This window comes from Williamsia sp. M5A3_1d (assembly GCF_053345315.1).
On sequence record NZ_JBKEZX010000001.1, the window covers coordinates 1,265,111 to 1,289,791 of the forward strand.

The window sequence follows — 24,681 nt, forward strand, 5'->3', positions numbered from 1 at the left end:
CGAGCACTACCGTGATCGCATGGAGAACGTGCTGGGGTCCGATTCGGAGGTGGGCAGGCTCCGGACGGTGATGCTGCATCGCCCCGGGGACGAACTGCGTCGCCTCACCCCGCGCAACAGCGACCAGCTGTTGTTCGACGGGCTGCCGTGGGTCGACCGGGCCCAGGAGGAACACGACGGGTTCGCCGAGGTGCTGCGCGAACGCGGGGTCGAGGTGCTGCTGCTCGGCGACCTGCTGGTCGAGACGATCGAGCGCAGCGGAGCCGCCCGGATGCAGGGCATCGCCGCCGCGGTCAGTGCCCGCAGGCTCGGACACCATCTGGCCGAGGAACTCACCGGACACCTACGGACGCTCGCCCCGCACGAACTGGCGTCGGTGCTGACCGCGGGGATGACCTTCGACGAACTCCCGGAGAGTCCGGCCGCGGCGCGCTCGTCGCTCGTCCGCCGCATGCACCACGGGGTCGAGTTCGCCATCGACCCGCTGCCCAATCTCCTGTTCACCCGCGACAGCTCGTTCTGGATCGGTGCGCGGTTCGCCATCACGAGTCTGGCTCTGCCCGCCCGCAGCCGTGAGACCTCGCTGACCGATCTCATCTACGCCCACCACCCCCGCTTCCGCGGGGCCCGGCGAGCCTACGAATCGCACAGCGCGCCGGTCGAGGGCGGCGACGTGCTGCTGCTCGCGCCCGGTGTGGTGGCCGTCGGGGTGGGGGAGCGCACCACCCCGGCCGGCGCGGAGGCCCTGGCGCGCAGCCTCTTCGACGACGGACTGGCGCACACCGTGCTCGCGGTGCCGATCGAACAGCGTCGTGCGTCGATGCACCTCGACACCGTGTGCACCATGGTCGACGTCGACGCGGTGGTGATGTACCCGGCCATCCAGGACACGTTGTCGGCGTTCACCATCCGGCGCACCGGCGGGCGCGGCGAGCACCCGAGCATCACAGGGCCCGCGCCCTTCGTCAGCGCTGCGGCCGACGCCATGGGCATCGAGAAGCTGCGTGTGATCGACACCGGACTCGATGCGGTGACCGCCGAACGCGAGCAGTGGGACGACGGCAACAACACCCTCGCGATCTCGCCGGGGGTCGTGGTGGCCTACGACCGCAACGTCGAGACCAACCGGCGCCTGCGCGATTCCGGTATCGAGGTGCTCACCATCAGTGGCAGCGAACTCGGGTCGGGGCGTGGCGGTCCGCGCTGCATGTCGTGTCCGGTCGCGCGGGATCCGTTGTGACCGTCGAGGAATCGAGCCGATGAAGATCACCATCGACCCCCACTCGGCGGTCCCGCCGTTCGAACAGGTGCGGATGCGGATCATCGAGCTGGTCGGTTCCGGCGATCTGCTGGTGGGCACCCGACTGCCCACGGTGCGCGCGATGGCCGATCAACTGTCGATCGCACCGAACACCGTCGCGCGGGCGTACCGCGAGCTCGAGACGGCCGGCGTCATCGAGACACGCGGTCGCAACGGATCCTTCATCCGCGCGCGCTCGGACTCCGCGACGCAACGTGCCCAACGTCTCACCGTCGCCCATGTCGCGGCCCTGCGTGAACTCGGCATCGACGACACCGCGATCGCATCGATGCTGCGCACAGCGCTGAACACGACCTGAGCAGGCCGGTTGCGCACACCCGGCCGGGGGCGTTCGGCCCCCGGTGTTACGGGTCTGTGTCCATTTCTACGGTTCGTTTGTCTGAACACCCGTTCTGCTGCGACAGTGGGATATGGCTGTTTCGACCGGTATGCACTCTCCCGACGCCCATGGCGACGTCTCGCCGACGGCGACCCACCCCGACTCGACGACCGATCCGCACGGCCGCGACGGTGGCGGGATGCGGGTGGACTTCGTGGTCTTCGGGGTCACCGCGGCGCTGGTCGTGGCGTTCCTCGTGTGGGGCATCGTCGACAAGACGAGCCTGAAGGACGTCACGCGCACGATCCTCGACTGGATCACCGACAACCTCGGCTGGATGTTCATCCTCTCGGCCACCGGGTTCGTGTTGTTCGCGATCTTCCTGGCGGTCAGCAAGTACGGCAAGATCCCGCTCGGCCGCGACGGCGAGAAGCCCGAGTTCCGCACCGTCAGTTGGATCGCGATGATGTTCAGCGCCGGCATGGGCATCGGCCTGATGTTCTACGGCGCCTACGAGCCGCTCACCCACTTCACCACCGCCCCTCCCGGGACCGAGGGCCAGAACGTCGGTGTCGCCATGGCCACCACGATGTTCCACTGGGGCTTCCACCCGTGGGCGATGTACGCCGTCGTCGGACTCGCGATCGCCTACAGCACCTATCGATGCGGTCGCGGTCAGCTGATGAGCGCGGTGTTCGCACCGTTGCTCGGGCACCGCGCGAACGGGTGGGGCGGCAAGGTCATCGACATCCTCGCGATCTTCGCGACCCTGTTCGGCACCGTCGCGTCGCTGGGACTGGGTGCCGCGCAGATCGGTTCGGGTTTCGAGGAGCTCAACTGGGTGGGCGAGAGCGGAAAACTGTTGCTGGTCGGCATCATCGCGGTGTTGACCGCGGCGTTCGTCGCCTCCGCGGTCTCCGGTGTCGCCAAGGGGATCCAGTGGCTGTCGAACATCAACATGGTGCTCGCGATCGTGTTGGCGCTCTTCATCTTCGTCGTCGGCCCCACCGTGTTCATCCTCAACGTCGTCCCGACCTCGCTGGGTAGCTACGCCCGTGAGATCACCGCCGACGCCGCGCGTACCAGCGCCAACACCGACGCCACCGGACAGCAATGGCTGTCGGACTGGACGATCTTCTACTGGGCCTGGTGGGTCTCCTGGACGCCGTTCGTCGGCATGTTCCTCGCGAAGATCAGTCGCGGCCGCACGATCCGTCAGTTCGTGGTGGGCGTGATGGTGGTGCCGTCGACGGTGTCGCTGGTGTGGTTCGCCATCTTCGGCGGTACCGCCATCAGTCAGCAGATGAACGGAAAGGGTCTGGCGGACAGTCCCAACGAGGAGTCTCAGCTGTTCGACATGCTGGGCAACCTGCCGTGGGCGGGTATCGCCTCGGTTCTCGTCATGGTCCTCGTCGCGATCTTCTTCGTCTCCGGCGCCGACTCGGCATCGCTGGTGATGGCGACGCTGTCCGAACGCGGCCGACCCGAACCGTCGAAGGGGACCACCATCTTCTGGGGCGTGCTCACCGGCGCCGTTGCGGCCCTGCTGCTCTGGGTGAGCGGTGACGACGCGCTGCAGGGCATCAAGACGATGGCCATCATCGCCGCGCTGCCGTTCGTGATCGTCATGATCGTGATGTGTGTGTCGCTCTACAAGGACCTACGCCGCGATCCGCTGATCCTCGCCGAGAAGCACCGCAGCGACGGACTCGACGACAAGCTGCGCGTCCACGCCAACACGATCGCCGCGACCGACGACACCAACGACGTGTTGCCGTCCGACGATCTGCCCGTCGACACCTCGCTCGTGCGCGAGGAGAAGGTCTGACGTTATACGGTCGTCTGAGCTGCATCGGCGTTGCGCCGGGCACCGACAGCACGAAGGACGACCATGATCGAGTTCGAGCGGGTCTCGAAGACGTATCCCGACGGGACGGTCGCGGTCGACGGTCTCGATCTGACGGCCCCGAACGGTGAGATCACCGTTCTCGTGGGGCCGTCGGGATGCGGCAAGACCACGACGATGCGGATGGTCAACCGGCTGATCGACCCGACGGAGGGCCGCATCACCCTCGACGGCACCGACACCGCGTCGATCGACGCCGTCACGCTGCGTCGCCGGATCGGGTACGTCATCCAGAACGCCGGGTTGTTCCCGCACCGCACCGTGGTCGACAACGTCGCCGCCCTGCCCCGACTCCTCGGCGGCGGCAAGAAGGCGACCCGCGCCGCGGCGATGGACCTGCTCGAACGCGTCGGCCTCGACGCGACGTTCGCCAAGCGGTACCCGTGGCAGCTCTCCGGTGGTCAACAACAGCGCGTCGGGGTCGCCCGCGCCCTGGCCACCGACCCGCCGTTCCTGCTGATGGACGAGCCGTTCAGCGCCGTCGACCCCATCGTGCGTGCACAACTGCAGGACGAGTTCCTCCGGCTGCAGGCCGACATCTCCAAGACGATCATCCTCGTCACCCACGACATCGACGAGGCGCTGAAGCTCGGTGACCGCGTCGCGGTGCTGCGGCAGGGTGGGCGGCTGGCGCAGGTTGCCACACCCGCCGAACTGCTCGAGGCCCCGGCCGACGAGTTCGTCGCCGACTTCGTCGGCAGCACACGGGGATATCGCTCGCTGGGTTTCCGGTACGGCGACGACGAGCTCGTCCCGCAACCCGAGGCGACAGTGACCGTCGGCGACCCCGTCGGTCAGATCGAGGGCCGCTGGGTGCTGGCGGTCGGCACCGATGACCGACCGATCGGGTGGGTCGACGCCGCGGCGGTCGGGACCCGTGCGGTCGGGTCGCACGACATCAACCTCGCCGGCACGGTGGCGCGCGCCGACAGCCCGCTGCGCGAACTGCTCAACTCGGCGCTGTCCTCCCCGGCAGGCCGCTGCGTGATCGTCGACGCCGACGGCGTCCTGGTCGGTTCGGTGACCGACACCGACGTGCTGGCCGCGATCCGGCGGGCCCGCGCGAGTGAGGGCGCGGCGTGAACGAGATCGTCGACTGGGTCGGCGACAACTACGGACTGGTGTGGTCGCTGACGGTCAGCCACATCTGGTTGACGCTGATCCCCACCGTGATCGGTCTGTTCGTCGCGCTGCCGTTGGGCTGGTGGGCGTATCGCTCACGCCGCAGCTACACCCCGATCGTCGGTGTCGCGGGCCTGTTCTACACCGTCCCGTCGCTGGCGCTGTTCATCTTCCTGCCGCCGATCATCGGCACGAAGATCCTCGATCCCCTCAACGTCGTCATCGCGCTCACGGTCTACACCGTGGCCCTGCTGGTACGCGTCGTCGCCGACGGACTCGCCTCGGTGCCCGTGGAGACCGTCCTCGCCGCACGCGCCATGGGCTACCGGACATGGCAGATCCTCTTCCTGGTGGAGCTGCCGGTGGCGGTGCCGGTGATCAGTGCCGGTCTGCGGGTCGCCGTCGTGTCGAACGTGTCGATCGTGACGCTGGCCGCCCTGCTCGGCATCTCCCAGCTCGGGTCGCTGTTCACCCAGGGACTCCAACTGCAGCTGTACGGCCCGCTGGTGTCGGGCGTGGTGATGTGTGTGGTGCTCGCGGTCATCTTCGACGTCGCGATCCAGGTCGCGAACCGTCTGGCGACCCCGTGGCGTGAACGGGTCGTGACCTCGTGAACGTGCCTGGCTGGTTCGCCGACAGCGCGAACTGGACCGGACCCGACGGCGTGCCGGCGCAGATCGGACACCACCTCGTCTACACCCTGCTCGCACTGGGCATCTCGCTCGTGATCGCCGTGCCGCTGGGGATGTTCGTCGGGTACACCGGGCGCGGTGGGGGATTCGTGGTGGGCTCGGCCAACGCCCTGCGCGCACTGCCGACCCTCGGCGCACTGGTGTTGTTGTTCCTGCTGATCTCCTCGAGTGTCAGCGGTCAGGCGGTGTATCTGATCCCGACGACCGCGGTGCTCGTGGTGCTCGGTGTGCCGCCGATCCTCGCCGGGACCTACGCCGGTATCCAGAACGCAGACCCGGGGGCGGTGGGAGCCGCCCGGGCCATGGGGTACACCCGCGCCCAGATCCTGGTGCGTGTGCAGCTGCCGTGCGCGTTGCCGCTGATGCTGTCCGGGATCCGCAGCGCGACACTCCAGATCGTCTCGACGGCCACCGTCGCGGCCTACGTCGGGTTGCAGGGGCTCGGTCGGTTCATCCTCGACGGTCGCGCCGAGGCCGACTTCACGAAGATGACCGCAGGTGCCCTTCTCGTCGCGGTTCTCGCGATAGCGTTCGAGGTGTTGTTCGCGCTCGTCGGTCGATTCACGATCTCGCCCGGCCTGCGACGTTCCGAGGCCTCGGCAACTCGCGCACGCCCTTCACCGGCGATCCCGGTGCCGGCACCGGGCACCTGAACTCCGCTGCCGCGCACCCGCCCCCGCTCGCATCATCGACGCACCACCACCTCGAGGAGAACCACGATGAAGAAGACCACCCTGATCGCGGCGGCCGTCGCCGCCGCGAGCGTCCTGACCATCTCGGCGTGCGGAGGCGACCCGCTGAACAGCAGCACCGACCAGTCGGGCTCGTCGGGTTCGCAGATCATCATCGGCTCCGCGGATTTCACCGAGAGTCAGCTCGTCGGCGAGATCTACGCGCAGGCCCTGCAGTCGAAGGGTGTCGCGGTGAAGACCCAGTTCAACATCGGTAGCCGCGAGGTCTACTTCACGGCGCTCAAGGACTCGTCGATCGACCTGGTCCCCGAGTACACCGGCGCCCTCCTGAAGTACCTCGACGAGAAGTCGACGGCATCGACCCCGCAGGCGGTCGACGCCGAGCTCACCCAGAAGCTGCCCGAGGGCATCGTCGGTCTCACACCCTCTCCCGCCGAGGACAAGGACGCGATCTGTGTCACGCAGGACACCGCGTCGAAGTACAAGCTGTCCACGGTGTCCGATCTCGCGCCGGTCGCAGGGGAACTCGCGCTTGGTGCCGCACCGGAGTTCCGGACCCGCGTGCAGGGTGTGGTCGGATTGAAGGACACCTATGGCGTCACCTTCAAGAGCTTCGTACCGCTCGACGCGGGCGGCACGCTGACGATGAACGCGCTCACCAGCGGTCAGGTCCAGGCGGCCAACCTCTTCACCACCGACCCGGGTATCGCCAAGAACAAGCTGGTGGCCCTCACCGACGACAAGTCGCTGTTCTCGGCCCAGAACGTGCTGCCCGTCATCAAGAAGTCGAAGCAGACCGACACCGTGACCACCACGCTGAACGCGGTGTCGGCGAAGCTGACCACCGCTGACCTGATCACCCTCAACGGTCAGGCGGCCGACGGCACCAAGCCTGCCGACATCGCCAAGCAGTGGTTGGCGGCCCACCCCGTCTGATCTCCGACGACCACTGGGTCTTTCTGTGCGCGAACGAAACGTGGTACTTTTCGGTACCGGACATTCGCGACAGAAGGAGACCCCGTGATGCCACGCATCAGTCGTACCGCCCAGATCGGCCGCCGCGGTCTGACCGCAGCGATCGCGACCCTCGCCGCCACGGCGGGGGTCGCGATCGGCGTCGCACCCGCAGGTGCCGCACCCGGCACCGGGTCGGCGGCCCTGCTGCCCCCGAACACCGTGGTGTCGCCGCCATCGCTGCTGAACGCGCCGTACGTCGACATCCTCGCCGCGTCGGTCGACTACCGACCGGCCCTCGGGCGCATCGCGGCGACGGTGTACCTGCGCGGCGCCCCGGCCCCGGCCGCACTCGGCGGTCCCGCCTACAGCCTCACCCTCACCGGGAACGACGCCTTCCGCGGACCGTCTGTCGGCGCGAGCGCGGTCGGGGTACCGCCGCGCGGTTCGCTCGGCGTGGACCGCACCGGGCCCGGGCAGCGGATCTCGGTGCCCGTCCGTGTCTCCTACAACGGCGCCTCGGTCATCGTCACCGCCACCGACGACCGCCTCGCGAACCTCCCGCTCACCGCGTTCGAGATCACCGCGACCAGCGCGGGGAACGGGACGGTCACCAGCCCGCTCGGCGTCGACAGGGTCTCGGGCCGGCTCGGCGGCTGACCGGGCGCCGACCGTGTCCGCGTGATGTCGTTCGACGCGGGCGTGCGAACTGCAATACTCCTTCCAGACACGTCCGTCCGGAACTGCCACAGGGGTCTGAAATGCATCGCACTGCTCGTCGTTCCGCCGCACGCCTGTCCGCGCTCGCCCTCGCCGGGCTGGCCGCGGCGACCGGGGCGCTGACCGCCGCCGGCCCCGCCTCGGCGGCGTCGGTCACGGTGCGGTCCCCGATCGAGGCCGTCGTCGGCAGCGTCGACGTCACCTCGGCGACCGTCGACTACGACCGCGCGACGGGCCGTCTCGACATGACGATCGTGGTGCGCACGAAGGCCGGCGTGGGTCGGGGATACGGCCCGAACTACTCGGTGCTGCTCTACGGCCCGCGCAACGTGCGCGGCGGCACGGGCCAGGCCGTGGCGGCGATCTCGGCCATCGGGCGCCCGCTGCTCAAGGGCTTCCCCGTCCGTCCGGGCACCCCTGTGCCGGTCCCGCTGATCGTGAACCCGGTCGGCACCGATCAGGACCAGATCGTCCAGGTGCCGACTCGCATCGTCGGCAACCGCGTCGAGTTCCGCGTCACCGACAACCGGTTGAAGAACCTTCCGCTGCGCTACTTCGACATCCAGACCAGCCTCGACCGCAACTTCGTCGGCGGCGACTTCGCGACCACCGACACCGTCCGCGGACGCCTGCCGAACTGATCCGGGGTCACCGACCCCGACACCGCTGCACCGTCGGCGGTCAGCGCCAGCTGGGCAACCACATCTGCATGTTCCACATGTGCAGTGAGAGTGGCTGACCGGTGAGGATCGGCCACATCCACACGAAGTTCATGATCACCAGGCCGATGTAGATCGATGCGACGATCGCGCCGAGCATGCGGCGTTCCCGTCCGAACGTCGACCATCTCCCGTCGGCTCCGAGCAGGTCGCCGACACACAGCGCGAGGCCCATGATGAGGAACGGCGCCATCGCGGTCGCGTAGAAGAAGTACATCTGGCGGTCGAGGTTGGCGAACCAGGGGAGCCACGCCGCGCCGTACCCCATGATGACCACCGCGTAGCGCCAGTCGCGGCGCAGGATCCACCGCCACAGACCCCACAGCAGCATCGGGAACGCCAGCCACCACATGGCCGGGGTGCCGATCAGCATCTGCACGCGGATGCACTCGCCGCCGCCGCATCGGTCGGGTCCGTTCTGGACGGCGTAGAGCATGGGGCGCAGGCTCATCGGCCAGGTCCACGGCTTGGATTCCCACGGGTGGTGGTTGCCCGCGGAGTTGGTGAGGCCCTCGTGGAACTTCAGGATCCCGGCCTCGTAGTACCAGAGTGATCGGAAGGCGCCGGGCACCCACGCGAAGGGGCCGTCGTAGCCGATGGAGTTGCCGACCTCGTAGCGGTAGACCGACGTCTCGCCGGCGAACCACGGCGCGAAGCTGCCCAGATAGACCATGATCGGCACCGCGCCGAGGCTGAACCCGGCCGGGATCACGTCGCGGCGCAGCGTGCCGATCCAGGGGCGCTGCACGTGGTATGCCCTGCGGTTCGCGACATCGAATCCGACCGAGAGCAGCAGGAAGAACAACACGAAGTAGATGCCCGACCACTTGGTGGCGCATCCGAGACCGAGCAGCACCGCCGCCGCGAACCGCCACCACCGGAAGCCCAGGCGGGGCCCGAACGGCGAGTCGGCCATGCGGCCCTCGATCGACACGCGATGCAGTCGTGCGCGCATCTGATCGCGGTCGGCGACCAGCGCCGCCATCGCGCCGAGCACGAAGAAGATCTGGAAGATGTCGAGCATCCCGACGCGCGACGACACGAACGTCACGCCGTCGACGATCATGAAGACCCCCGCGATCGCGCCGATCAGCGTGGAGCGGGTCACCCGTCGGGTGAGTCGGTAGACGATGAGGACCATGACGATCCCCACCACCGCCGACATGAACCGCCAGCCCAGCGGGGTGTAGCCGAAGAGGCCCTCACCGGCGGCGATCAACCACTTGCCGACCGGCGGGTGCACCACGAGGCCGTAGGCGGGGTTGTCCTCGATCCAGTTGCCGCCGGTGAGCACCTGCCACGCCTGCGGCACGTAGTGCTTCTCGTCGAACACCGGTGTGCCGTTGTCGGTGGGGCTGGTGAGCCCCCAGAACCGGGTGATGGCGGCGATCCCGGTGAGCACCGCGGCGACGATCCACCCGCGCCTGCGGTCGTCGGCGCCGAACACCGGGGCGGGGATCGACGGCCCGGGACGGCGACCGAGATCTTCCGCCGCGCCGCCGTCGTCGGGCGAGCCGTCGTAGCGGTCGACCGCGTCGGTGATCGGAGGCGCGAGGGTCACGTTCTCGATCGTAGGCTGTGCGGTGATGACGACGACGGATGACGCAGCGCACGACGAGTCCGATACCGGACAGACGTCTCGAAACGGGCGCGGTGTGTTGATCCTGGCGGCGACCCCGATGGGCCGGGCGGGTGACGCCTCGCAGCGGTTGCGCGACGCGCTGCACAGCGCCGACGTCGTCGCCGCCGAGGACACCCGCCGGACGCGATCGCTGGCCGCCGCGCTGGGGGTCGAGATCACCGGACGCATCGTCAGCTACTACGACCAGGTGGAGGCGGCGCGTACCCCGGGACTGATCGCCGACATCGACGCCGGACGCACCGTGCTGTTGGTGACCGACGCGGGTATGCCGTCGGTGAGCGATCCGGGGTACCGCCTGGTGCTGGCGTGCGCTCAGGCCGACCTGCCCATCACCTGCCTGCCGGGTCCGTCGGCGGTGACCACGGCGCTGGCGCTCTCGGCGCTGCCGGTGGAACGGTTCTGCTTCGACGGTTTCGCGCCGCGCAAGTCCGGTGCGCGTCGGTCGTGGCTGGCCGAACTCCTCGACCAGCCGCGCACGGTCGTGTTCTTCGAGTCCCCGCACCGTCTCGCCGACTGTCTCGACGACGCCGTCGAGGTGTTGGGTCCCACCCGCCGCGCCGCGGTGTGTCGCGAGTTGACCAAGACCTACGAGGAGGTCCGGCGCGGTCCGCTGGGCGAACTCGCCGAGTGGGCGCGTGCCGGTGTGCGGGGAGAGATCACCGTCGTGATCGAGGGCGCGACACCCGTGGTGGCCGACCTCGAGACCCTCGTCGACGCGGTCGAGGCGCTCGTCGCCGACGGCGCGCGGCTCAAGGACGCCTGCGCCGAGGTCGCCGCACGCGGCGGCGCCGGCAAACGCGAGCTGTACCAGGCGGCGCTGGCCCGTCGCTGATCCGCTCGGTCAGCCCTGTCGGTGTCGCAGGCCGACGATGCTCGCGGCCTTGTCGAGGCATTCCTGCCATTCCCGATCGGGGTCGGAGTCGATGGTGATGCCGCCCCCGACGCCGAGCTGCATCGTGTCGTCCGGGGCGATCTCGAGGGTGCGGATCGCCACGTTGAGGTCGAGATCGCCGTCCGGTGCGACCACACCGATCGCGCCGCAGTAGACGCCGCGGGCGTCGGTCTCCCACCGCCGCAACAGATCCCGCGCGCGGCGCTTGGGTGCCCCGGTGACCGACCCCGGGGGGAACGTCGCGTCGAGCAGATCGCCGGCGCCCACCTCACCGGGCACGCGGGCGGCGACCGTCGAGACGAGATGCCACACCCCGGGCGCGGGGCGGGTCACCAGCAGTTCCGGCACCGTCACCGAGCCGGCGACCGCCACGCGACCCAGGTCGTTGCGGACGAGATCGACGATCATGATGTTCTCGGCGACGTCTTTGACCGAGGTGAGCAGCAGGGCCGGGTCGGACGAGGCTGGGACGGTGCCCTTGATGGGGCTCGAGAGCACCTCCTCGCCGGTGCGCCGCAGGAACGTCTCCGGCGAGAACGACACCACCGAACCCCATGTGCCGGAGAGGAACGCCGCCTTGCGCGGGGCCAGTGCCGCGATACCCGAGCGCGCGACATCGACGGCCGCACCGGTCAGCACGCCGCGGTAGCGGGTGCAGATGCAGGCCTGGTAGATCTCGCCGGCGGTGATCGCGGCCAGGCACGCCCGGACGGCCTCCCGGTGCGGTGCGCGTGCGGGAGCGGTCCACGTGGTCGACCACGGTCGCGGCGGCTCGGCGACCGGCGTGGACTCGAGACATGCGCGAACCCAGTCCGGGCACGACGTCCCGGTGACCGACCGATACGACCAACGGTCGCGGTCGTGGACGAGCACCCCGTCGGCGACACCTCCGACCGTCGCGGGCAGGACCGCCTCGTCTACGCGGTCGGGGAACGACACGTGCCCGAACCACCAGCCGCGCGGCCGATCCGGGGGCGCGACACCCGCGTCGAGGCGGATCGACGGGGCGATCATCGCGGTGTGGCCCAGCCAGTCGCCGATCATCGCGGCGGGTCCGGGCCGACCCGCGCGTCGGGTGGCGGCGTCGAGTCGGCCGAGCACGTCGACCGGATCGGGACCGGGACCGAGGTCCTCGGCCTCGTGGGTCACGTCAGCTCTTGGTGTCGTACCGCGGGAACACCGGTGACGGCGCGGGCAGCGTGACGCCCGCGGCGAGCCGGTCGGTGATGGAGGCGAAGGTGCGTGACCCCGGGTCGACGGCGAGGAGATCGAGGATCTTCCCCGTCGCATCGGGCATGACCGGTTGGGCGAGCAACGCGACGATGCGCACCACCTCGGCACACACCCACAGCACGGTGCCCGCGCGTTCGAGGTCGACCTTGACCAGCTTCCACGGCTCCTGGGCGGAGATGTAGCGATTGGTCTCGGCCAGCACCTCCCACATCGCCTCGAGCGCGAGATGCAGTGCCTGGGCGTCGAACTCGGCCCGCACCCGATCGAGGAGACCGTCGGCGCGCGCGAGCAGGGCCGAATCGTCGTCGGTGAGGGCGCCGGGCGTCGGCACGGTGTGGTCGTAGTTCTTGCCGATCATCGACAGCGACCGCTGCGCCAGGTTGCCGAGTTCGTTGGACAGGTCGGCGTTGATGCGCGCGACGATCGCGTCGTGGCTGTAGGACCCGTCCTGGCCGTAGGAGACCTCGCGCAGCAGGAAGAACCGCAGCGGGTCGAGACCGTACTGCTCGACGAGGGTGTACGGATCGACGACGTTGCCGACCGACTTGGACATCTTCTCGCCCTTGTTGAACAGGAAACCGTGCGCGAAGACCCTTTTCGGCAGTTCGATACCCGCGCTCATCAGGAACGCGGGCCAGTAGACGCAGTGGAACCGCACGATGTCCTTGCCGATGATGTGCAGATCGGCCGGCCAGTACCGCGCGAAGGAGTCGCCGTCGGTGTCCGGGAAGCCCACGCCGGTCAGGTAATTGGTGAGGGCGTCGACCCAGACGTACATGACGTGGTCGGGATCGCCCGGCACCGGTACACCCCAGTCGAACGTGGTGCGCGAGATCGACAGGTCACGCAGGCCGCCGCGCACGAAGCTCGCGACCTCGTTGCGGCGCGTCGCCGGCCCGATGAACTCCGGGTGCGACTCGTAGAGCTCGAGCAGCTTGTCGCCGTAGGCCGACAGGCGGAAGAAGTAACTCGACTCCTCGGTCCACTCCACCGGCGTACCGGTCGCCGTCGCCGTGCGGGTGCCGTCGGGTGCCACGGTCAGTTCGTCGTCGGCGTAGAACGCCTCGTCGCGCACGGAGTACCAGCCGCTGAAGGTGTCGAGGTAGATGTCGCCGTTGTCGGCCATCCGCTGCCAGATGGCCTGCGAGGCGAGGGTGTGATCGTCGTCGGTGGTGCGGATGAACCGGTCGAAGCTGCTCCCGAGCGCGCGCTGCAGGTCACGGAAGGCGCCGGCGTTGCGATCGGCGAGGGCTCGGGTCTCGATGCCCTCGGCCGCCGCGGTCTGCTGCATCTTCTGCCCGTGCTCGTCGGTGCCGGTGAGGAAGAAGACGTCGAACCCGTCGAGCCGCTTGAACCGGGCGATCGCGTCGGCCGAGATGTACTCGTAGGCGTGCCCGATGTGCGGAACGCCGTTCGGGTAGGCGATCGCGGTGGTGATGTAGAACGGTGTCTTCGCTGCCGGTGCCATGGTGTGCCGAGCTTATCGGTCCGTCCGTGGGACCTCAGGCGCGGCGGAAGTTCGCGAACAGCTCGGCGGTGATCTGCGGCCACAGCGGCTCGGGCAGATCGTGTCCCATCCCGTCGATGAGCACCAGCTTCGAGCCCTTCACCGCGTGCGCGATGGCCTTGCCGCCCGCCGGACGCATCAGGCCGTCGGCCCTGCCATGGATGACGACGGTCGGCGCGGTGACCTTGCGGGCGTACCGGCGCAGACTGCCGCTGCCCATCACCGCGGTCATCTGCCGCATCACCCCGGCCGGATAGTGTGACCGGTCGTGATACTCCGTCGCCCTCGCCAGGGCCTCGGCGTCGCTCAGCGGGTAGGCGGGACTGCCGATGGTCTGCATCGCCTTCGCCGACCCGGCGATGTACTGCTCGCGGGTGGCGCCCTTGCCCGGACCGGAGATCAGCGCGAGCAGCTTGCGCGGATCGGGCGGGGGGAGCAGGGCCTGCAGGGTGCTGGAGAACAGGATGGCCAGCGACAGGACCCGCTCGGGGTACTTCCCCCCGACGACCTGCGCGATCATCCCGCCCATCGACGCCCCGACGACGTGGGCGCGTTCGATGCCGAGGTGGTCGAGGACGCCGATGGCGTCGGCGGCCATGTCGGGGACGGTGTAGGGCACCGAGCTGCCGATGCCCAGCTCGGTCTTCACCATCCGCGTGATCATCGACCCGCCGACGCGGACGCCGTCGAGATGGGTCGACAGCCCGATGTCGCGGTTGTCGAAACGGATGACACGGAACCCCTCGGCGGCGAACAGGTCGCAGAATCCCGTCGGCCACATGGTGAGCTGGGCCGACAGGCCCATGATCATGAGCACCGGCGGTGCATCGAGGGGGCCGGTGTCCTCGTAGTAGATGTCGAGGTCGCCGACGCGTGCGGTTCCGGTGCGGGTGTCGTTCCGACTCATCGGAGGAACGCTAGCGGCTCACCGGACCGGTCGCGGGAGCGGCAACCCCTTCGACGCCAGCACCGCGCGCAGGCGGTCGGGGTGATCGGTGATCATGCCGTCGACGCCGAGGTCGATGAAGTGGGCCATCGTGGCCGGGTCGTCGACCGTCCAGGGGATGACCTCGAGGCCGGCGCGGTGGGCGTCGGCGACCATCCGCGCGTCGGGGTAGGGCACGAAGCCGGCGTCGCCGATGGCGCCGTCCTGTGGTGTGCCCTGCACCGGCGAGATGGCGGTGACGCCGGGGATGGCGCGGGCGGTGCGCACGAGGTTGCCGCCGAAGTCGTCGACGTCGAGCCCGCCGAGCCACGGCGAACGCCCGGGTTGTCCGACCTGCAGGAAGTCCCGGTTGGTCAGGGCGATCAGGGGCAGGCGGGGGTCGAGGCGGTTCATGACCCGCAGTGCGCCCCAGTCGAAGCTCTCGATGCTGATCTGGCGGGCGAGACCCGAGCGGGCGATCTCGGTGAAGACCCGTCCCACGAACAGCTCGCGCGGCTGCGTCTGCTCGGGTGACCCGGCCTCGACCTTGGTCTCGATGTTCATCCGCACACCGAACGCCCGGCGCTCGCGGATCAGGTCGAACAACTGGTGCAGTTCGAGGAGTTTTGCGCCGGGGACACGGCGCTGGTTCGGGAACTGCGGCAGCTGCCGATATCCGCAGTCGAGCGTGCGGATCTGCGCGAGGGTGAGGTCGCGGATGTAGGAGCCGACGTACGGGAACTGACGGTCACCGGGTGTGGCGGGCGCGGTGTCGCGACACTTGTCGCCCGAGATCTGGCGATCGTGGGAGATCACCACCCGCAGATCGCGGGTCACCTGGGTGTCGAGTTCGAGGGTCGTGACGCCGAGTCGGAGCGCGGTGTCGAACGCCTCGAGTGTCGATTCGGTCGTCAGCCCGATGCCGCCGCGATGGGCCTGCAGGTCGAAGGTGCGCCCCGGTGTCGGTCGGTCACCGGGACGGGCGTCGGCGGGGCCGGTCGCCGATGTCGCCATGGCGACCGCGACGAGCAGCATCGCGATCGCCGTCGCGCGGTGTCGTCGATGCGAACCGGGGAACCTGGACATGTGCGCCGACGCTAACCGCCTCCGACCAACCCGACGCGAACCGCCGGTGACGATCAGTCAAACGCCGCGGCGTCAGTCGAGGGACTTGCCGTAACAGCGACTCAGCGGACTGCTCGCGTACTCGCCGAAAGCGTCGATCGGGGTGTAGCCGACGGCGATGTACAGCGCGATGGCCTCGGGCTGTCGGATGCCGGTCTCGAGCACGACGGTCGTCATACCGCGGTCGGCGGCGCGTTCCTCCAGGGCGGTGACCAGCCGTGCGGCGATCCCCCGGCGGCGGCCCTCGACCGCGACGAACATCCGCTTGATCTCGCCGCGACCGTCACCGATGTCGCGCAGACCGACGCAACCGACGCCTCGGCCGTCGAGTCGGGCGACGAAGTACTCGGCGCCGGCGACGACCGGGTCGGGGGAGTAGTCGGGATACCGCTCGTTGAGGTCGGCGACGCACGCGGTCAGCAGAGCGACGAGGTCGGTGTCGGTCGGATCGACGAGTCGATCGATCGTCACCGACCCCGTCGTGGCATCAGCGTCATGGACGTCACCAGAGGTCATCGTGAGCCGACGGTACGCGCGCGACTCAGGTCAGCCGCACGTGGTCAGGGGAAGTAGATGACGCCGCCCACGAATCGTTGCAGGAAGGTGTTGTTGCCCAGGCGGATCTCGTCGCTGACCGGGAGACCGACGGCCGAGGTGACACCGCCCTGCGCGCGCCATTTCGAGAGGATGCCGCCCCAGATCTGGTGTGCCCCGGTGTTCGGCGACCAGTAGATGGTGCCGCCCTGGAAGATGTTGACCCGCGCGGGTCCCTGTGCGAACTCGTTGGTGACCGGGTAGCCCAGCGCGCCGTTCTCCCACCTCAGCGACGCCCACTTGCCGCGGATCGCGCCGCTGATCTGATGGGCGCGCCCGTAGTCGACGCCCGCGTTCCAGTAGAACGCGGTGTCCTTCGCGAACACCTGGAAGCGCCCGTTGTTGCGTGCCCGCAGTTCCTCGCTGCGCGGCCCGCCCCACTTCTCGAGTCCGCCGCTCTCGAAATACGCCTGCTCGATCCGGCCGCCCACGTTGACGCCGTCGAGGATCGTGTCGGCCGATGCCGCACCGGCTCCCTGTCCGATGGCCGTCATACCTGCGATCCCCGCGGCGGTCAGGACTGCCGCCACACGCTGCTTCGTCGTCGTTCTCATCGTGAACTCCTCTGTCCTCGCCCTCGGTCGGGATCGGCCGACCACCGCGGCGCGCGAGGGGGGTACTGATGAGTACCATCGCGTGCTTGCTCTCACTATCGGACTGTGTCGGGATGCGTTACAGGCGTCGCGCGCGGCCGATGCCGAGGCCGGACCGCTAGGGGGTGGAACGTAGGCTCGCAGCCATGGTGACCTCCCGATCCTTCGCTCAGGTCGATGTCTTCTCGTCGGGGCCGATCTCCGGGAACCCCGTCGCCGTGGTGCTCGACGCCCGTGGCCTCGACGACGATCAGATGGCCGCGTTCGCGCGATGGACCAACCTCTCGGAGACGACCTTCGTGCTCCCGCCGACCGATGCGGCCGCGGACTATCGGCTGCGGATCTTCACCCCCGGCGGCGAACTCCCGTTCGCCGGCCACCCGACGCTCGGATCGGCGCACGCCTGGCTCGAATCGGGCGGTCGTCCCCGCGAGGACGTGATCGTCCAGGAGTGCGCCGCCGGACTCATCACGATCCGGCGCGACGGCGAGCGGCTCGCGTTCGCCGCGCCACCGCTGCGACGGTCGGGTCCGGTGGATGCCGATGTCCTGGCCGAAATCCGCGCCGCGCTGGGACTCTCGCCCTCCGATGTGGTGGCGTCGAACTGGGTCGAAAACGGTCCCGGATGGATCGGCCTGATGCTCACCTCGGGCGAACGTGTCCTCGAGGTGCAGCCCGACCACGTCGCCCTCGGCGATCACGCGGTCGGGCTCATCGGGGCCCACCGCGGCGCGGGGCACGACGCCGACTACGAGGTGCGCGCCTTCGCTCCGGGCGACGGTGTCACCGAGGACCCCGTGACCGGCAGCCTCAACGCCGGCTTCGCGACCTGGTTGCGTGCCACCGAGGAGATCCCGGCCCATTACGTCGCGGCGCAGGGCACCGCGATGGGTCGCGCCGGGCGGGTCTTCGTCGACGACGACGGCACCGACATTTGGGTCGGTGGGGCCACTGTGTCCACCATCACCGGGACGGTGAAACTGTGAGCCGGTCGAAGCGTCGGGAGGCGCCGCCGGATCCCGAGCCGTTGGGCCCGTTGATCGACGCCCACACCCATCTCGCCGCCTGCGGAGGTCGCGACGCCGAGTCGGTCGCGGGGATCCTCGACCGCGCCGAGGCCGTCGGGGTACGTGGTGTCGTGACGGTGGCCGACGACATGGTCGACGCCCGGTGGGCCGTCGCCGCCGCGGAATGGGACCGCCGTGCCTGGGCCGCGACCGCGCTGCACCCGACCCACGCGGGCGACCTGGACGACGAGACGGCCGCGGAGCTGCGCGCGATGGCCGCACATCCGCGGGTCGTCGCGGTGGGGGAGACGGGTCTCGACTACCACTGGCTCGACAGGTCGGACGACTGTGCGCCGAAATCCGTTCAGCACGAGTCGTTCCGGTGGCACATCGATCTCGCCAAGGAGGTCGGCAAGCCACTGATGATCCACAACCGCGAGGCCGACCGGGATCTGCTCGACGTGCTGGCCGCCGAGGGTGCTCCGGAGACGGTGATCATGCACTGCTTCTCCGGAGACGAGGCGATCGCGCGCGAATGCGTCGAACGCGGGTACGTGCTGAGCTTCTCCGGCACCGTCAGCTTCGCCAACGCGGCGTCGTTGCAGGCCGCCGCACGGGTGGTCCCCGACGAACAACTGTTGGTCGAGACCGACGCGCCGTTCCTCACCCCGCATCCGTTCCGCGGCGCCCCCAACCAGTCCTACGTCCTGCCCTACACCGTGCGCGCGCTCGCCGAGGTCCGCGGCACCGACGCGACCGCACTCGCGGAGCAGCTGACCGCCAACAGCTGCCGGGTGTACGGCCTGGCTTTGCCAACACTCTGACCCGCCGTTATCCTTCTGTGATCCTGCCGAGTCTCGCCGGATACCCGACGTCCCCGACAAGAAACTGACGTGTGTCTTTTTTAGCCAAGATCAACGATTCGAACTCCACCAAGGTCCGCGTCGCCGTTGCCGCCCTGCTCCTCACCCTTCTCGCGGGTGGCGTGATGGGTGTGGTCATGCACAAGACCGTGAAGATCGACGTCGACGGCAAGATCGTCACCGTCGCCACCATGCGTTCGTCGGTCGAGGACGTCCTCGCCGATCAGGGGTACGAACCCACCAGCGGTGACCTCGTCAGCCCGAAGCCCTCGGCCGGTGTCGCCGATGGTCAGACCATCACCTTCCACCGCCTCAAGACCCTCGTGATCGACGTCGACGGCACCAAGCGCGAGGTGAAGACGAACGCGGTCACCGTCGAGCAGGCGCTCGCGCAGCAAAACCTGGCGTCGCCCACCATCGACGTCGAGGCCCCCCGCACCGAGACCCTTCCCGTCGACGGCGCCGCCGTGTCGGTGACGCTGCCCAAGAAGGTCACGCTCGTCGACGCGACGAAGAAGTCGACCCCCGAGGTCGCAGCGAAGACCGTCGGCGAGCTGCTCGCCGACATGGGTGCGCCGCTCGCCGGCGACGACACCGTCGTCCCCGCGGCCGACACCCCGGTCACCGCGAACATGAACATCGCCGTCACCCGGATCCGCACCGAGGACGTGGAGGCCACCGAGCCGCTGACCGCGCCCGACAAGGAGACGCCCGACCCCGAACTGGTCAAGGACAAGCGCGAGGTGAAGGTGCCCGGCAAGCCCGGCACCCAGAAGGTCACCTACTCGGTCACCACGGTCAACGGCAAGGAGACCAAGCGCGTCAAGCTCGGCTCGCAGGAGCTCGAGCAACCGGTCGCCGCGCAGGTCAACGTCGGCACCAAGCCCGGCGCACCGTTCGTCCCGAACGGTTCGGTGTGGGATCAGCTGGTGCAGTGCGAGTCGACCGGCAACTGGGCCATCAACACCGGCAACGGCTTCTACGGTGGCGTGCAGTTCGACCAGAACACCTGGGACCGCTGGGGCGGTCAGGAGTACGCACCGCGCGCCGACCTCGCCACCCGCGAGGAGCAGATCGCCATCGCCGAGAAGACCCTCGCCGCCCAGGGCTGGGGTGCCTGGCCGTCGTGCTCGGCCAAGTTGGGCCTGCGCTGAGCGACACCCCGAACGTCCCCCGGCTGCTCGGACCGGTCCAGATCCGCGCGCTCGCCGCAGAATTCGGGATCCGGCCCACCAAGACGCTCGGCCAGAACTTCGTCCACGACGCCAACACGGTGCGTCGCATCGTGGCCGGCGCCGATGTGGGACCCGATGACGAGGTCCTCGAGGTCGGTCCCGGACTGGGCTCGCTGACGCTGGCATTGCTGGCCGTCGCGGGGGGTGTGACCGCCGTCGAGATCGATCCGGTGCTCGCCGGCGCCCTGCCTCGCACGATCGCCGACCACGCACCCGCGCAGGCCGACCGACTGACCGTTGTCGGTGCCGATGCCCTGACGGTGTCGGCCGCCGATCTCCCGGTGCCGCCGACCGCACTCGTCGCGAACCTGCCCTACAACGTGGCGGTCCCCGTCCTCCTGCACCTGCTGGCCGAACTCCCGCAGATCCGTACCGCGCTGGTGATGGTGCAGCTCGAGGTCGCCGAACGCCTGGCCGCCACCCCCGGGGGCCGCATCTACGGCGTCCCCAGCGTGAAGGCTCGATTCTTCGGCGACGTCCGCCGCGCCGGCACCGTCGGCGCGGGTGTGTTCTGGCCCGAGCCGAAGGTCGAGTCGGGACTCGTCCGCGTCGATCGGCGCGAGATGCCGTGGCCCACCGACTCCGTCACCCGCCGGCGGGTGTTCGCCGTCATCGACGCCGCCTTCGCCCAGCGACGCAAGACCCTGCGTGCCGCGCTGGCCGGCTGGGCCGGGTCGCCCACGGAGGCCGAGCGGCGGTTGCGTGCCGCCGATATCGATCCGACGCTGCGTGGCGAGCGGCTCGACGTCGCCGACTTCGTGCGCCTGGCTGCGGTGTCGGGAAATGCGGTGTCGGGAAATGCCGTGGCGGGCGACCCGCCGGCGGACGACTAGACTGACCAGTCGTGCTGTCTGTCGTCCCCAGGCCCGTGCGCGTACGCGTGCCCGCCAAAATCAACCTCCACCTCGGTGTCGGTGATCTCCGCGACGACGGCTACCACCAACTCGAGACCGTCTTCCAGGCCGTGTCGCTCAGCGACGAGATCACCGTCGCCTCCGCCGACCACCGATCCATCACGGTGATCGGCGACAACGCCCATGCCGTCCCCACCGATCACACGAACCTCGCCTGGACCGCGATCGACGCACTGGCCGCCGCGACCGGCCACACTGGCGAGGTCGCCGTCGAGATCACCAAGGGCATTCCCGTCGCCGGCGGCATGGCCGGCGGCAGCGCCGACGCCGCCGCCGTGCTCGTGGGACTCACCCGGCTGTGGCGCAGCGACATCGACCGCGACGACCTGTCGTCGGTGGCCGCCGGTATCGGCAGCGACGTCCCCTTCGCGCTGCGCGGGGGCACCGCGCTCGGGACCGGCCGTGGCGAACAACTCGTCGACGTGCTCTCGCGCGGCGCGTTCCACTGGGTCATCGCCGTCGCCGGTGGGGGACTGTCGACACCGCAGGTGTACCGCGAACTCGACCACCTCCGCGCCGGTTCGGCGACCGGGGAGCACCGCGCCGGGCCGCCCGACGAGCTCCTGGCCGCGCTGGCCGCCGGGGACCCGCGCCGACTCGCACCGACCCTGTGCAACAACCTGCAACCGGCGGCCCTGTCGCTGATGCCCACACTGCGTCGCACCCTGCGGGCGGGCACCGAGGCCGGGGCGCTCGCCGGCATCGTGTCCGGCTCGGGGCCCACGTGTGCCTTCCTGTGCGACGACGCCGACCACGCTGTCGACGTCGCCGCCGAACTGTCCGGTGCCGGCGTCTGCCGCTCGGTCCGGATCGCGAGCGGTCCGGTCCCGGGGGCGCGAGTGGTACCCGAGGAAACGATCGGAGACGACCGGTGAGCAACCTGGTCAACGCGGAGAAGATCAGCAAGAGTTTCGGGATCACCCCGCTGCTCGATTCGGTGAGTCTCGGTGTGCAGGAGGGCCAACGGATCGGTGTCGTCGGCCTCAACGGCGGCGGCAAGACGACGATGCTCGAGATCCTCGCCGGCATCACCGAACCCGACTCGGGTCGGGTGTCGATCGCCGGCGGTGTTCGCATGGCGACGGTCACCCAGCGCGGCGTGCTGCCACCCGGCTCCACCGTCGGCGACGTGGTCCTCGGGCCGCTCGACGTCGCCGAACACGAGTGGGCCTCCGACGCGCGGGTCCGCGCCGTGCTCGCAGGTATCGGCATCGACCGCCTCGACGGAGGACTCGAACGCAGCGTCGAGGAACTGTCCGGCGGGCAGCGGCGACGGGTCGCGCTGGCCGCGGCGCTCGTGCAGGACCTCGATCTGCTCATCCTCGACGAGCCCACCAACCACCTCGACGTCGAGGGCGTGCAGTGGCTCGCCGACCACGTCGTCAACCGTCGCAGCGCACTCGTGGTGGTCACCCACGACCGCTGGTTCCTGGACACCGTCGCCACCCGCACCTGGGAGGTCGCGCACGGCTCGGTGACGGAATACGAAGGCGGATACAACGACTGGATCTATGCGCGCGCCGAGCGAGGACGCCTCGCCGACGCCGCCGAGGAGCGACGCCGCAACCTCGCCCGCAAGGAACTGGCGTGGCTGCGCCGCGGCCCGCCGGCACGGACCTCGAAGCCCAAGTACCGCATCGAGGCCGCCGAGAAGCTGATCGCCGACGTCCCGCCCGTGCGCGACAGCGTCGCGTTGTCGACGTTCGCCAAGCGCCGCCTCGGACGCGTCGTCATCGAACTCGAGGACGCCACGCTGCGCACCCCGGACGACCGCGTGCTGGTCGAGGACCTCACGTGGCGACTGCAACCCGGCGAGCGCATCGGTCTGGTCGGCATCAACGGTTCCGGCAAGACCACACTGCTGCGAGCGTTGGCCGGTGAGGTGCCGGTCGATCCCGGTCGCCGCAAGGAGGGCACCACGGTGTCCATCGGTTGGCTGCGACAGGAACTCGACGATCTCCCCACCGACATGCGCGTCCTCGAGGCGGTCGAGGACGTCGCCGGACGTATCACGATCGGCGCGGGCACCAAGCAGGAGAAGGAGATCTCGGCGGGTCAGCTCGCCGAACGTCTCGGCTTCTCTCCGGCGCGGCAGCGGACCCCGGTCGGGGATCTCTCCGGTGGCGAGCGTCGTCGGCTGCAGCTCACCCGGGTGCTGATGGCGCAGCCCAACGTCCTGCTGCTCGACGAGCCCACCAACGACCTCGACATCGACACCCTGCAGCAGCTCGAGGACATCCTCGACGGCTGGGCCGGGACGATGGTGGTCATCAGCCACGACCGGTATCTCATCGAGCGGATCTGCGACAGCACCTGGGCGCTCTTCGGCGACGGCGGGTTGACCAATCTGCCCGGCGGCATCGAGTCGTACCTGCAGCGCCGTGCGCGCCAGGGTGACAACGCCACCCCGGTCTCGTCGGTCGCCGGGCGGTCGGATTCGCCTGCTGCGGCACCGATTCGGGACGCCGGCGCCGAGCGCGACGCGCAGAAGACGATGAAGCGACTGGAACGTCAGATCGCGAAATTCGATGCCCGCGAGACCGAGCTGCACGGGCTGCTCGCGGCCGCGGCGACCGACGCCGTCCGACTGCGTGAACTCGACTCCGAACTGACCTCGGTGGTCGCGGAGAAGGAGGCCGCCGAAACCGAGTGGATGGAACTCGCCGAACAGTGGGGCTAGTACGGTACGTGCATGTCCTACATTCGTAGCTCGGTCGCCAACGGTGTCGGCGAGATCGTGCTGGACCGGACCAAGGCCCTGAATGCACTCGATCAGACCATGATCGACGACATGACCGACGTCCTGCGTCGGTGGGCCGACGACGACACCGTCGAGACCGTCCTCGTCACCTCCGGCAGCGAACGGGCCTTCTGCGCCGGTGGAGACATCCGCGCCATCCGCGACAACGCGCTGTCGGGTGACGCGGCCGCGATCACGAAGTACTTCGGGTCGGAATACGAACTCGATCAGCTCATCGCCGAATACCCCAAGCCCTACATCACCCTCATCGACGGGGCCGCGATGGGCGGCGGCCTCGGGATCAGCGTGCACGGCGAGATCCGCGTCGTCACCGAGAAGGCCCTGATGGCCATGCCGGAGACCGCGATCGGCTTCTTCCCCGACATCGGCGCGACCTACTTCCTCCCCCGACTGCCCGCCGGTGTCGGGATGTGGCTCGGCCTCACCGGTGCCCGTGTCACCGGCTCCGACGCCGTGACCCTCGGCCTGGCAACGCATCACGTCCCCCGCGCCCGCCTCGGTGCGGTCGCAGATTCCATCCGGTCGGGTGCCCCCCTGGTCGAAGCACTCGGACTCGGCGTCGATGTCGACGCCGCCCACGACACCGATCTGCCGCTGACCAAGATCGCCGAATACTTCGGCGACAGCTCGGTACCCGGCATCCTCGGCGGTCTCCGAGGAGCGGTGGGCGACGACTGGGCTGCGGAGATGGTGACCCTGATGTCGTCGGCGTCGCCGACCAGTCTCCTGGTGACCGCGCGGCTGATCGAACTCGGCGCGTCGTCGCTTCTCGACGAGTGTTTCGAGCGGGAGCTGCGCGCGGCCGAGAAGATCTGCGCCACCCCCGATTTCGCCGAGGGTGTGCGGGCGGTGCTGGTCGACAAGGACCGCGATCCCCATTTCCGGCCCGCCGAGGTCGACTCCGTCGACACCGGTGAGGTCGCGCGCATCGTCGGCGACTGACCG

At 69.4% G+C, this 24,681-nt stretch carries 24 protein-coding genes; 17 read left to right on the plus strand and 7 right to left on the minus strand.

The window, feature by feature from the left end:
- Positions 1-19 precede the first annotated feature (19 nt).
- The 9 genes from arcA (at position 20) to ACLBW1_RS05945 (ending at position 8,367) form a co-directional block, all read left to right on the plus strand.
- The gene (gene arcA, locus ACLBW1_RS05905) at positions 20-1,240 is read left to right on the plus strand and encodes an arginine deiminase (protein ID WP_447810663.1); all 1,221 of its coding nucleotides are present in this window, start codon (positions 20-22) and stop codon (positions 1,238-1,240) included.
- A gap of 19 nt (positions 1,241-1,259) precedes the next feature.
- Positions 1,260-1,619 (plus strand): GntR family transcriptional regulator, encoded by a 360-nt coding sequence (locus ACLBW1_RS05910; RefSeq protein ID WP_447810665.1) that lies wholly within the window; start codon positions 1,260-1,262, stop codon positions 1,617-1,619.
- A 112-nt stretch (positions 1,620-1,731) separates the two neighbouring features.
- Positions 1,732-3,468 carry a BCCT family transporter gene (locus tag ACLBW1_RS05915; RefSeq protein ID WP_447810666.1) on the plus strand — a complete coding sequence of 579 codons (1,737 nt, stop codon included), beginning with the start codon at positions 1,732-1,734 and terminating at the stop codon, positions 3,466-3,468.
- Positions 3,469-3,531: 63 nt separating this feature from the next.
- Positions 3,532-4,629, plus strand: coding sequence for an ATP-binding cassette domain-containing protein (locus ACLBW1_RS05920; protein ID WP_447810667.1), 1,098 nt, complete (start codon positions 3,532-3,534; stop codon positions 4,627-4,629).
- A 5-nt stretch (positions 4,630-4,634) separates the two neighbouring features.
- Positions 4,635-5,282, plus strand: a complete 648-nt coding sequence (locus tag ACLBW1_RS05925; protein WP_447811159.1) for an ABC transporter permease — start codon at positions 4,635-4,637, stop codon at positions 5,280-5,282.
- Positions 5,283-5,284: 2 nt separating this feature from the next.
- A complete protein-coding gene (locus ACLBW1_RS05930) occupies positions 5,285-6,013 on the plus strand; it encodes an ABC transporter permease (protein WP_447811161.1) in 729 nt (242 codons plus the stop codon).
- A gap of 66 nt (positions 6,014-6,079) precedes the next feature.
- The gene (locus ACLBW1_RS05935) at positions 6,080-6,988 is read left to right on the plus strand and encodes an ABC transporter substrate-binding protein (RefSeq protein WP_447810668.1); all 909 of its coding nucleotides are present in this window, start codon (positions 6,080-6,082) and stop codon (positions 6,986-6,988) included.
- 87 nt (positions 6,989-7,075) lie between these two features.
- A complete protein-coding gene (locus ACLBW1_RS05940) occupies positions 7,076-7,666 on the plus strand; it encodes a hypothetical protein (RefSeq protein ID WP_447810669.1) in 591 nt (196 codons plus the stop codon).
- Between the two features lie 101 nt (positions 7,667-7,767).
- Complete coding sequence (locus ACLBW1_RS05945) at positions 7,768-8,367, plus strand: hypothetical protein (RefSeq protein WP_447810670.1); 600 nt, start codon at positions 7,768-7,770, stop codon at positions 8,365-8,367.
- A 40-nt stretch (positions 8,368-8,407) separates the two neighbouring features.
- On the opposite strand, the gene ACLBW1_RS05950 is transcribed toward ACLBW1_RS05945, so the two are convergent.
- Positions 8,408-10,006: a dolichyl-phosphate-mannose--protein mannosyltransferase gene (locus ACLBW1_RS05950; RefSeq protein WP_447810671.1), complete on the minus strand. Its 1,599-nt coding sequence runs from the start codon at positions 10,004-10,006 to the stop codon at positions 8,408-8,410.
- Between the two features lie 25 nt (positions 10,007-10,031).
- On the opposite strand from ACLBW1_RS05950, the gene rsmI reads away from it, so the two are divergent.
- Positions 10,032-10,919 carry a 16S rRNA (cytidine(1402)-2'-O)-methyltransferase gene (rsmI, locus tag ACLBW1_RS05955; RefSeq protein WP_447810672.1) on the plus strand — a complete coding sequence of 296 codons (888 nt, stop codon included), beginning with the start codon at positions 10,032-10,034 and terminating at the stop codon, positions 10,917-10,919.
- Positions 10,920-10,928: 9 nt separating this feature from the next.
- Here the strand turns inward: rsmI and ACLBW1_RS05960 are convergent, their stop codons facing one another.
- From ACLBW1_RS05960 to ACLBW1_RS05985, 6 genes are all read right to left on the minus strand, one after another.
- A complete protein-coding gene (locus ACLBW1_RS05960; protein ID WP_447810673.1) occupies positions 10,929-12,128 on the minus strand; it encodes an aminodeoxychorismate synthase component I in 1,200 nt (399 codons plus the stop codon).
- Position 12,129: 1 nt separating this feature from the next.
- Positions 12,130-13,680, minus strand: coding sequence for a methionine--tRNA ligase (gene metG, locus ACLBW1_RS05965; protein ID WP_447810675.1), 1,551 nt, complete (start codon positions 13,678-13,680; stop codon positions 12,130-12,132).
- A 34-nt stretch (positions 13,681-13,714) separates the two neighbouring features.
- Complete coding sequence (locus ACLBW1_RS05970) at positions 13,715-14,626, minus strand: alpha/beta fold hydrolase (protein WP_447810676.1); 912 nt, start codon at positions 14,624-14,626, stop codon at positions 13,715-13,717.
- 18 nt (positions 14,627-14,644) lie between these two features.
- Positions 14,645-15,730, minus strand: coding sequence for a glycerophosphodiester phosphodiesterase family protein (locus ACLBW1_RS05975; protein ID WP_447810677.1), 1,086 nt, complete (start codon positions 15,728-15,730; stop codon positions 14,645-14,647).
- Positions 15,731-15,802: 72 nt separating this feature from the next.
- On the minus strand, positions 15,803-16,285 hold the full coding sequence (locus tag ACLBW1_RS05980) for a GNAT family N-acetyltransferase (protein WP_447810679.1): 483 nt from the start codon (positions 16,283-16,285) through the stop codon (positions 15,803-15,805).
- Between the two features lie 44 nt (positions 16,286-16,329).
- Positions 16,330-16,917, minus strand: coding sequence for an LGFP repeat-containing protein (locus tag ACLBW1_RS05985; protein ID WP_447810681.1), 588 nt, complete (start codon positions 16,915-16,917; stop codon positions 16,330-16,332).
- Between the two features lie 185 nt (positions 16,918-17,102).
- On the opposite strand from ACLBW1_RS05985, the gene ACLBW1_RS05990 reads away from it, so the two are divergent.
- The 7 genes from ACLBW1_RS05990 to ACLBW1_RS06020 all read left to right on the plus strand — a co-directional run bounded on the left by ACLBW1_RS05990 (position 17,103) and on the right by ACLBW1_RS06020 (position 24,678).
- Positions 17,103-17,942, plus strand: a complete 840-nt coding sequence (locus ACLBW1_RS05990; RefSeq protein WP_447810682.1) for a PhzF family phenazine biosynthesis protein — start codon at positions 17,103-17,105, stop codon at positions 17,940-17,942.
- The gene (locus ACLBW1_RS05995) at positions 17,939-18,787 is read left to right on the plus strand and encodes a TatD family hydrolase (protein WP_447810683.1); all 849 of its coding nucleotides are present in this window, start codon (positions 17,939-17,941) and stop codon (positions 18,785-18,787) included. Before ACLBW1_RS05990 ends, ACLBW1_RS05995 begins: the two co-directional genes overlap by 4 nt.
- Positions 18,788-18,858: 71 nt before the next feature.
- Positions 18,859-19,980 (plus strand): transglycosylase family protein, encoded by a 1,122-nt coding sequence (locus tag ACLBW1_RS06000; protein WP_447810685.1) that lies wholly within the window; start codon positions 18,859-18,861, stop codon positions 19,978-19,980.
- Complete coding sequence (gene rsmA / locus ACLBW1_RS06005; protein ID WP_447811162.1) at positions 19,944-20,894, plus strand: 16S rRNA (adenine(1518)-N(6)/adenine(1519)-N(6))-dimethyltransferase RsmA; 951 nt, start codon at positions 19,944-19,946, stop codon at positions 20,892-20,894. Before ACLBW1_RS06000 ends, rsmA begins: the two co-directional genes overlap by 37 nt.
- Before the next feature lie 11 nt (positions 20,895-20,905).
- Positions 20,906-21,850 (plus strand): 4-(cytidine 5'-diphospho)-2-C-methyl-D-erythritol kinase, encoded by a 945-nt coding sequence (locus ACLBW1_RS06010; protein ID WP_447810686.1) that lies wholly within the window; start codon positions 20,906-20,908, stop codon positions 21,848-21,850.
- Positions 21,847-23,655, plus strand: a complete 1,809-nt coding sequence (locus ACLBW1_RS06015; protein WP_447810687.1) for an ABC-F family ATP-binding cassette domain-containing protein — start codon at positions 21,847-21,849, stop codon at positions 23,653-23,655. Before ACLBW1_RS06010 ends, ACLBW1_RS06015 begins: the two co-directional genes overlap by 4 nt.
- A gap of 12 nt (positions 23,656-23,667) precedes the next feature.
- Positions 23,668-24,678 (plus strand): enoyl-CoA hydratase/isomerase family protein, encoded by a 1,011-nt coding sequence (locus tag ACLBW1_RS06020; RefSeq protein WP_447810688.1) that lies wholly within the window; start codon positions 23,668-23,670, stop codon positions 24,676-24,678.
- Positions 24,679-24,681: the final 3 nt, after the last annotated feature.

Excerpts from the sequence above, each read along its gene's own strand:
- ACLBW1_RS05935 (WP_447810668.1), top strand. The coding sequence starts at position 6,080 with ATGAAGAAGACCACCCTGATCGCGGCGGCCGTCGCCGCCGCGAGCGTC.
- ACLBW1_RS05980 (WP_447810679.1), bottom strand. The coding sequence starts at position 16,285 with ATGACCTCTGGTGACGTCCATGACGCTGATGCCACGACGGGGTCGGTG.
- arcA (WP_447810663.1), top strand. The coding sequence starts at position 20 with ATGGAGAACGTGCTGGGGTCCGATTCGGAGGTGGGCAGGCTCCGGACG.
- ACLBW1_RS05985 (WP_447810681.1), bottom strand. The coding sequence starts at position 16,917 with ATGAGAACGACGACGAAGCAGCGTGTGGCGGCAGTCCTGACCGCCGCG.
- ACLBW1_RS05970 (WP_447810676.1), bottom strand. The coding sequence starts at position 14,626 with ATGAGTCGGAACGACACCCGCACCGGAACCGCACGCGTCGGCGACCTC.
- ACLBW1_RS05945 (WP_447810670.1), top strand. The coding sequence starts at position 7,768 with ATGCATCGCACTGCTCGTCGTTCCGCCGCACGCCTGTCCGCGCTCGCC.
- ACLBW1_RS05975 (WP_447810677.1), bottom strand. The coding sequence starts at position 15,730 with ATGTCCAGGTTCCCCGGTTCGCATCGACGACACCGCGCGACGGCGATC.
- ACLBW1_RS05940 (WP_447810669.1), top strand. The coding sequence starts at position 7,076 with ATGCCACGCATCAGTCGTACCGCCCAGATCGGCCGCCGCGGTCTGACC.
- ACLBW1_RS06020 (WP_447810688.1), top strand. The coding sequence starts at position 23,668 with ATGTCCTACATTCGTAGCTCGGTCGCCAACGGTGTCGGCGAGATCGTG.
- ACLBW1_RS05990 (WP_447810682.1), top strand. The coding sequence starts at position 17,103 with ATGGTGACCTCCCGATCCTTCGCTCAGGTCGATGTCTTCTCGTCGGGG.
- ACLBW1_RS05920 (WP_447810667.1), top strand. The coding sequence starts at position 3,532 with ATGATCGAGTTCGAGCGGGTCTCGAAGACGTATCCCGACGGGACGGTC.
- ACLBW1_RS05915 (WP_447810666.1), top strand. The coding sequence starts at position 1,732 with ATGGCTGTTTCGACCGGTATGCACTCTCCCGACGCCCATGGCGACGTC.
- metG (WP_447810675.1), bottom strand. The coding sequence starts at position 13,680 with ATGGCACCGGCAGCGAAGACACCGTTCTACATCACCACCGCGATCGCC.
- ACLBW1_RS05910 (WP_447810665.1), top strand. The coding sequence starts at position 1,260 with ATGAAGATCACCATCGACCCCCACTCGGCGGTCCCGCCGTTCGAACAG.
- rsmI (WP_447810672.1), top strand. The coding sequence starts at position 10,032 with ATGACGACGACGGATGACGCAGCGCACGACGAGTCCGATACCGGACAG.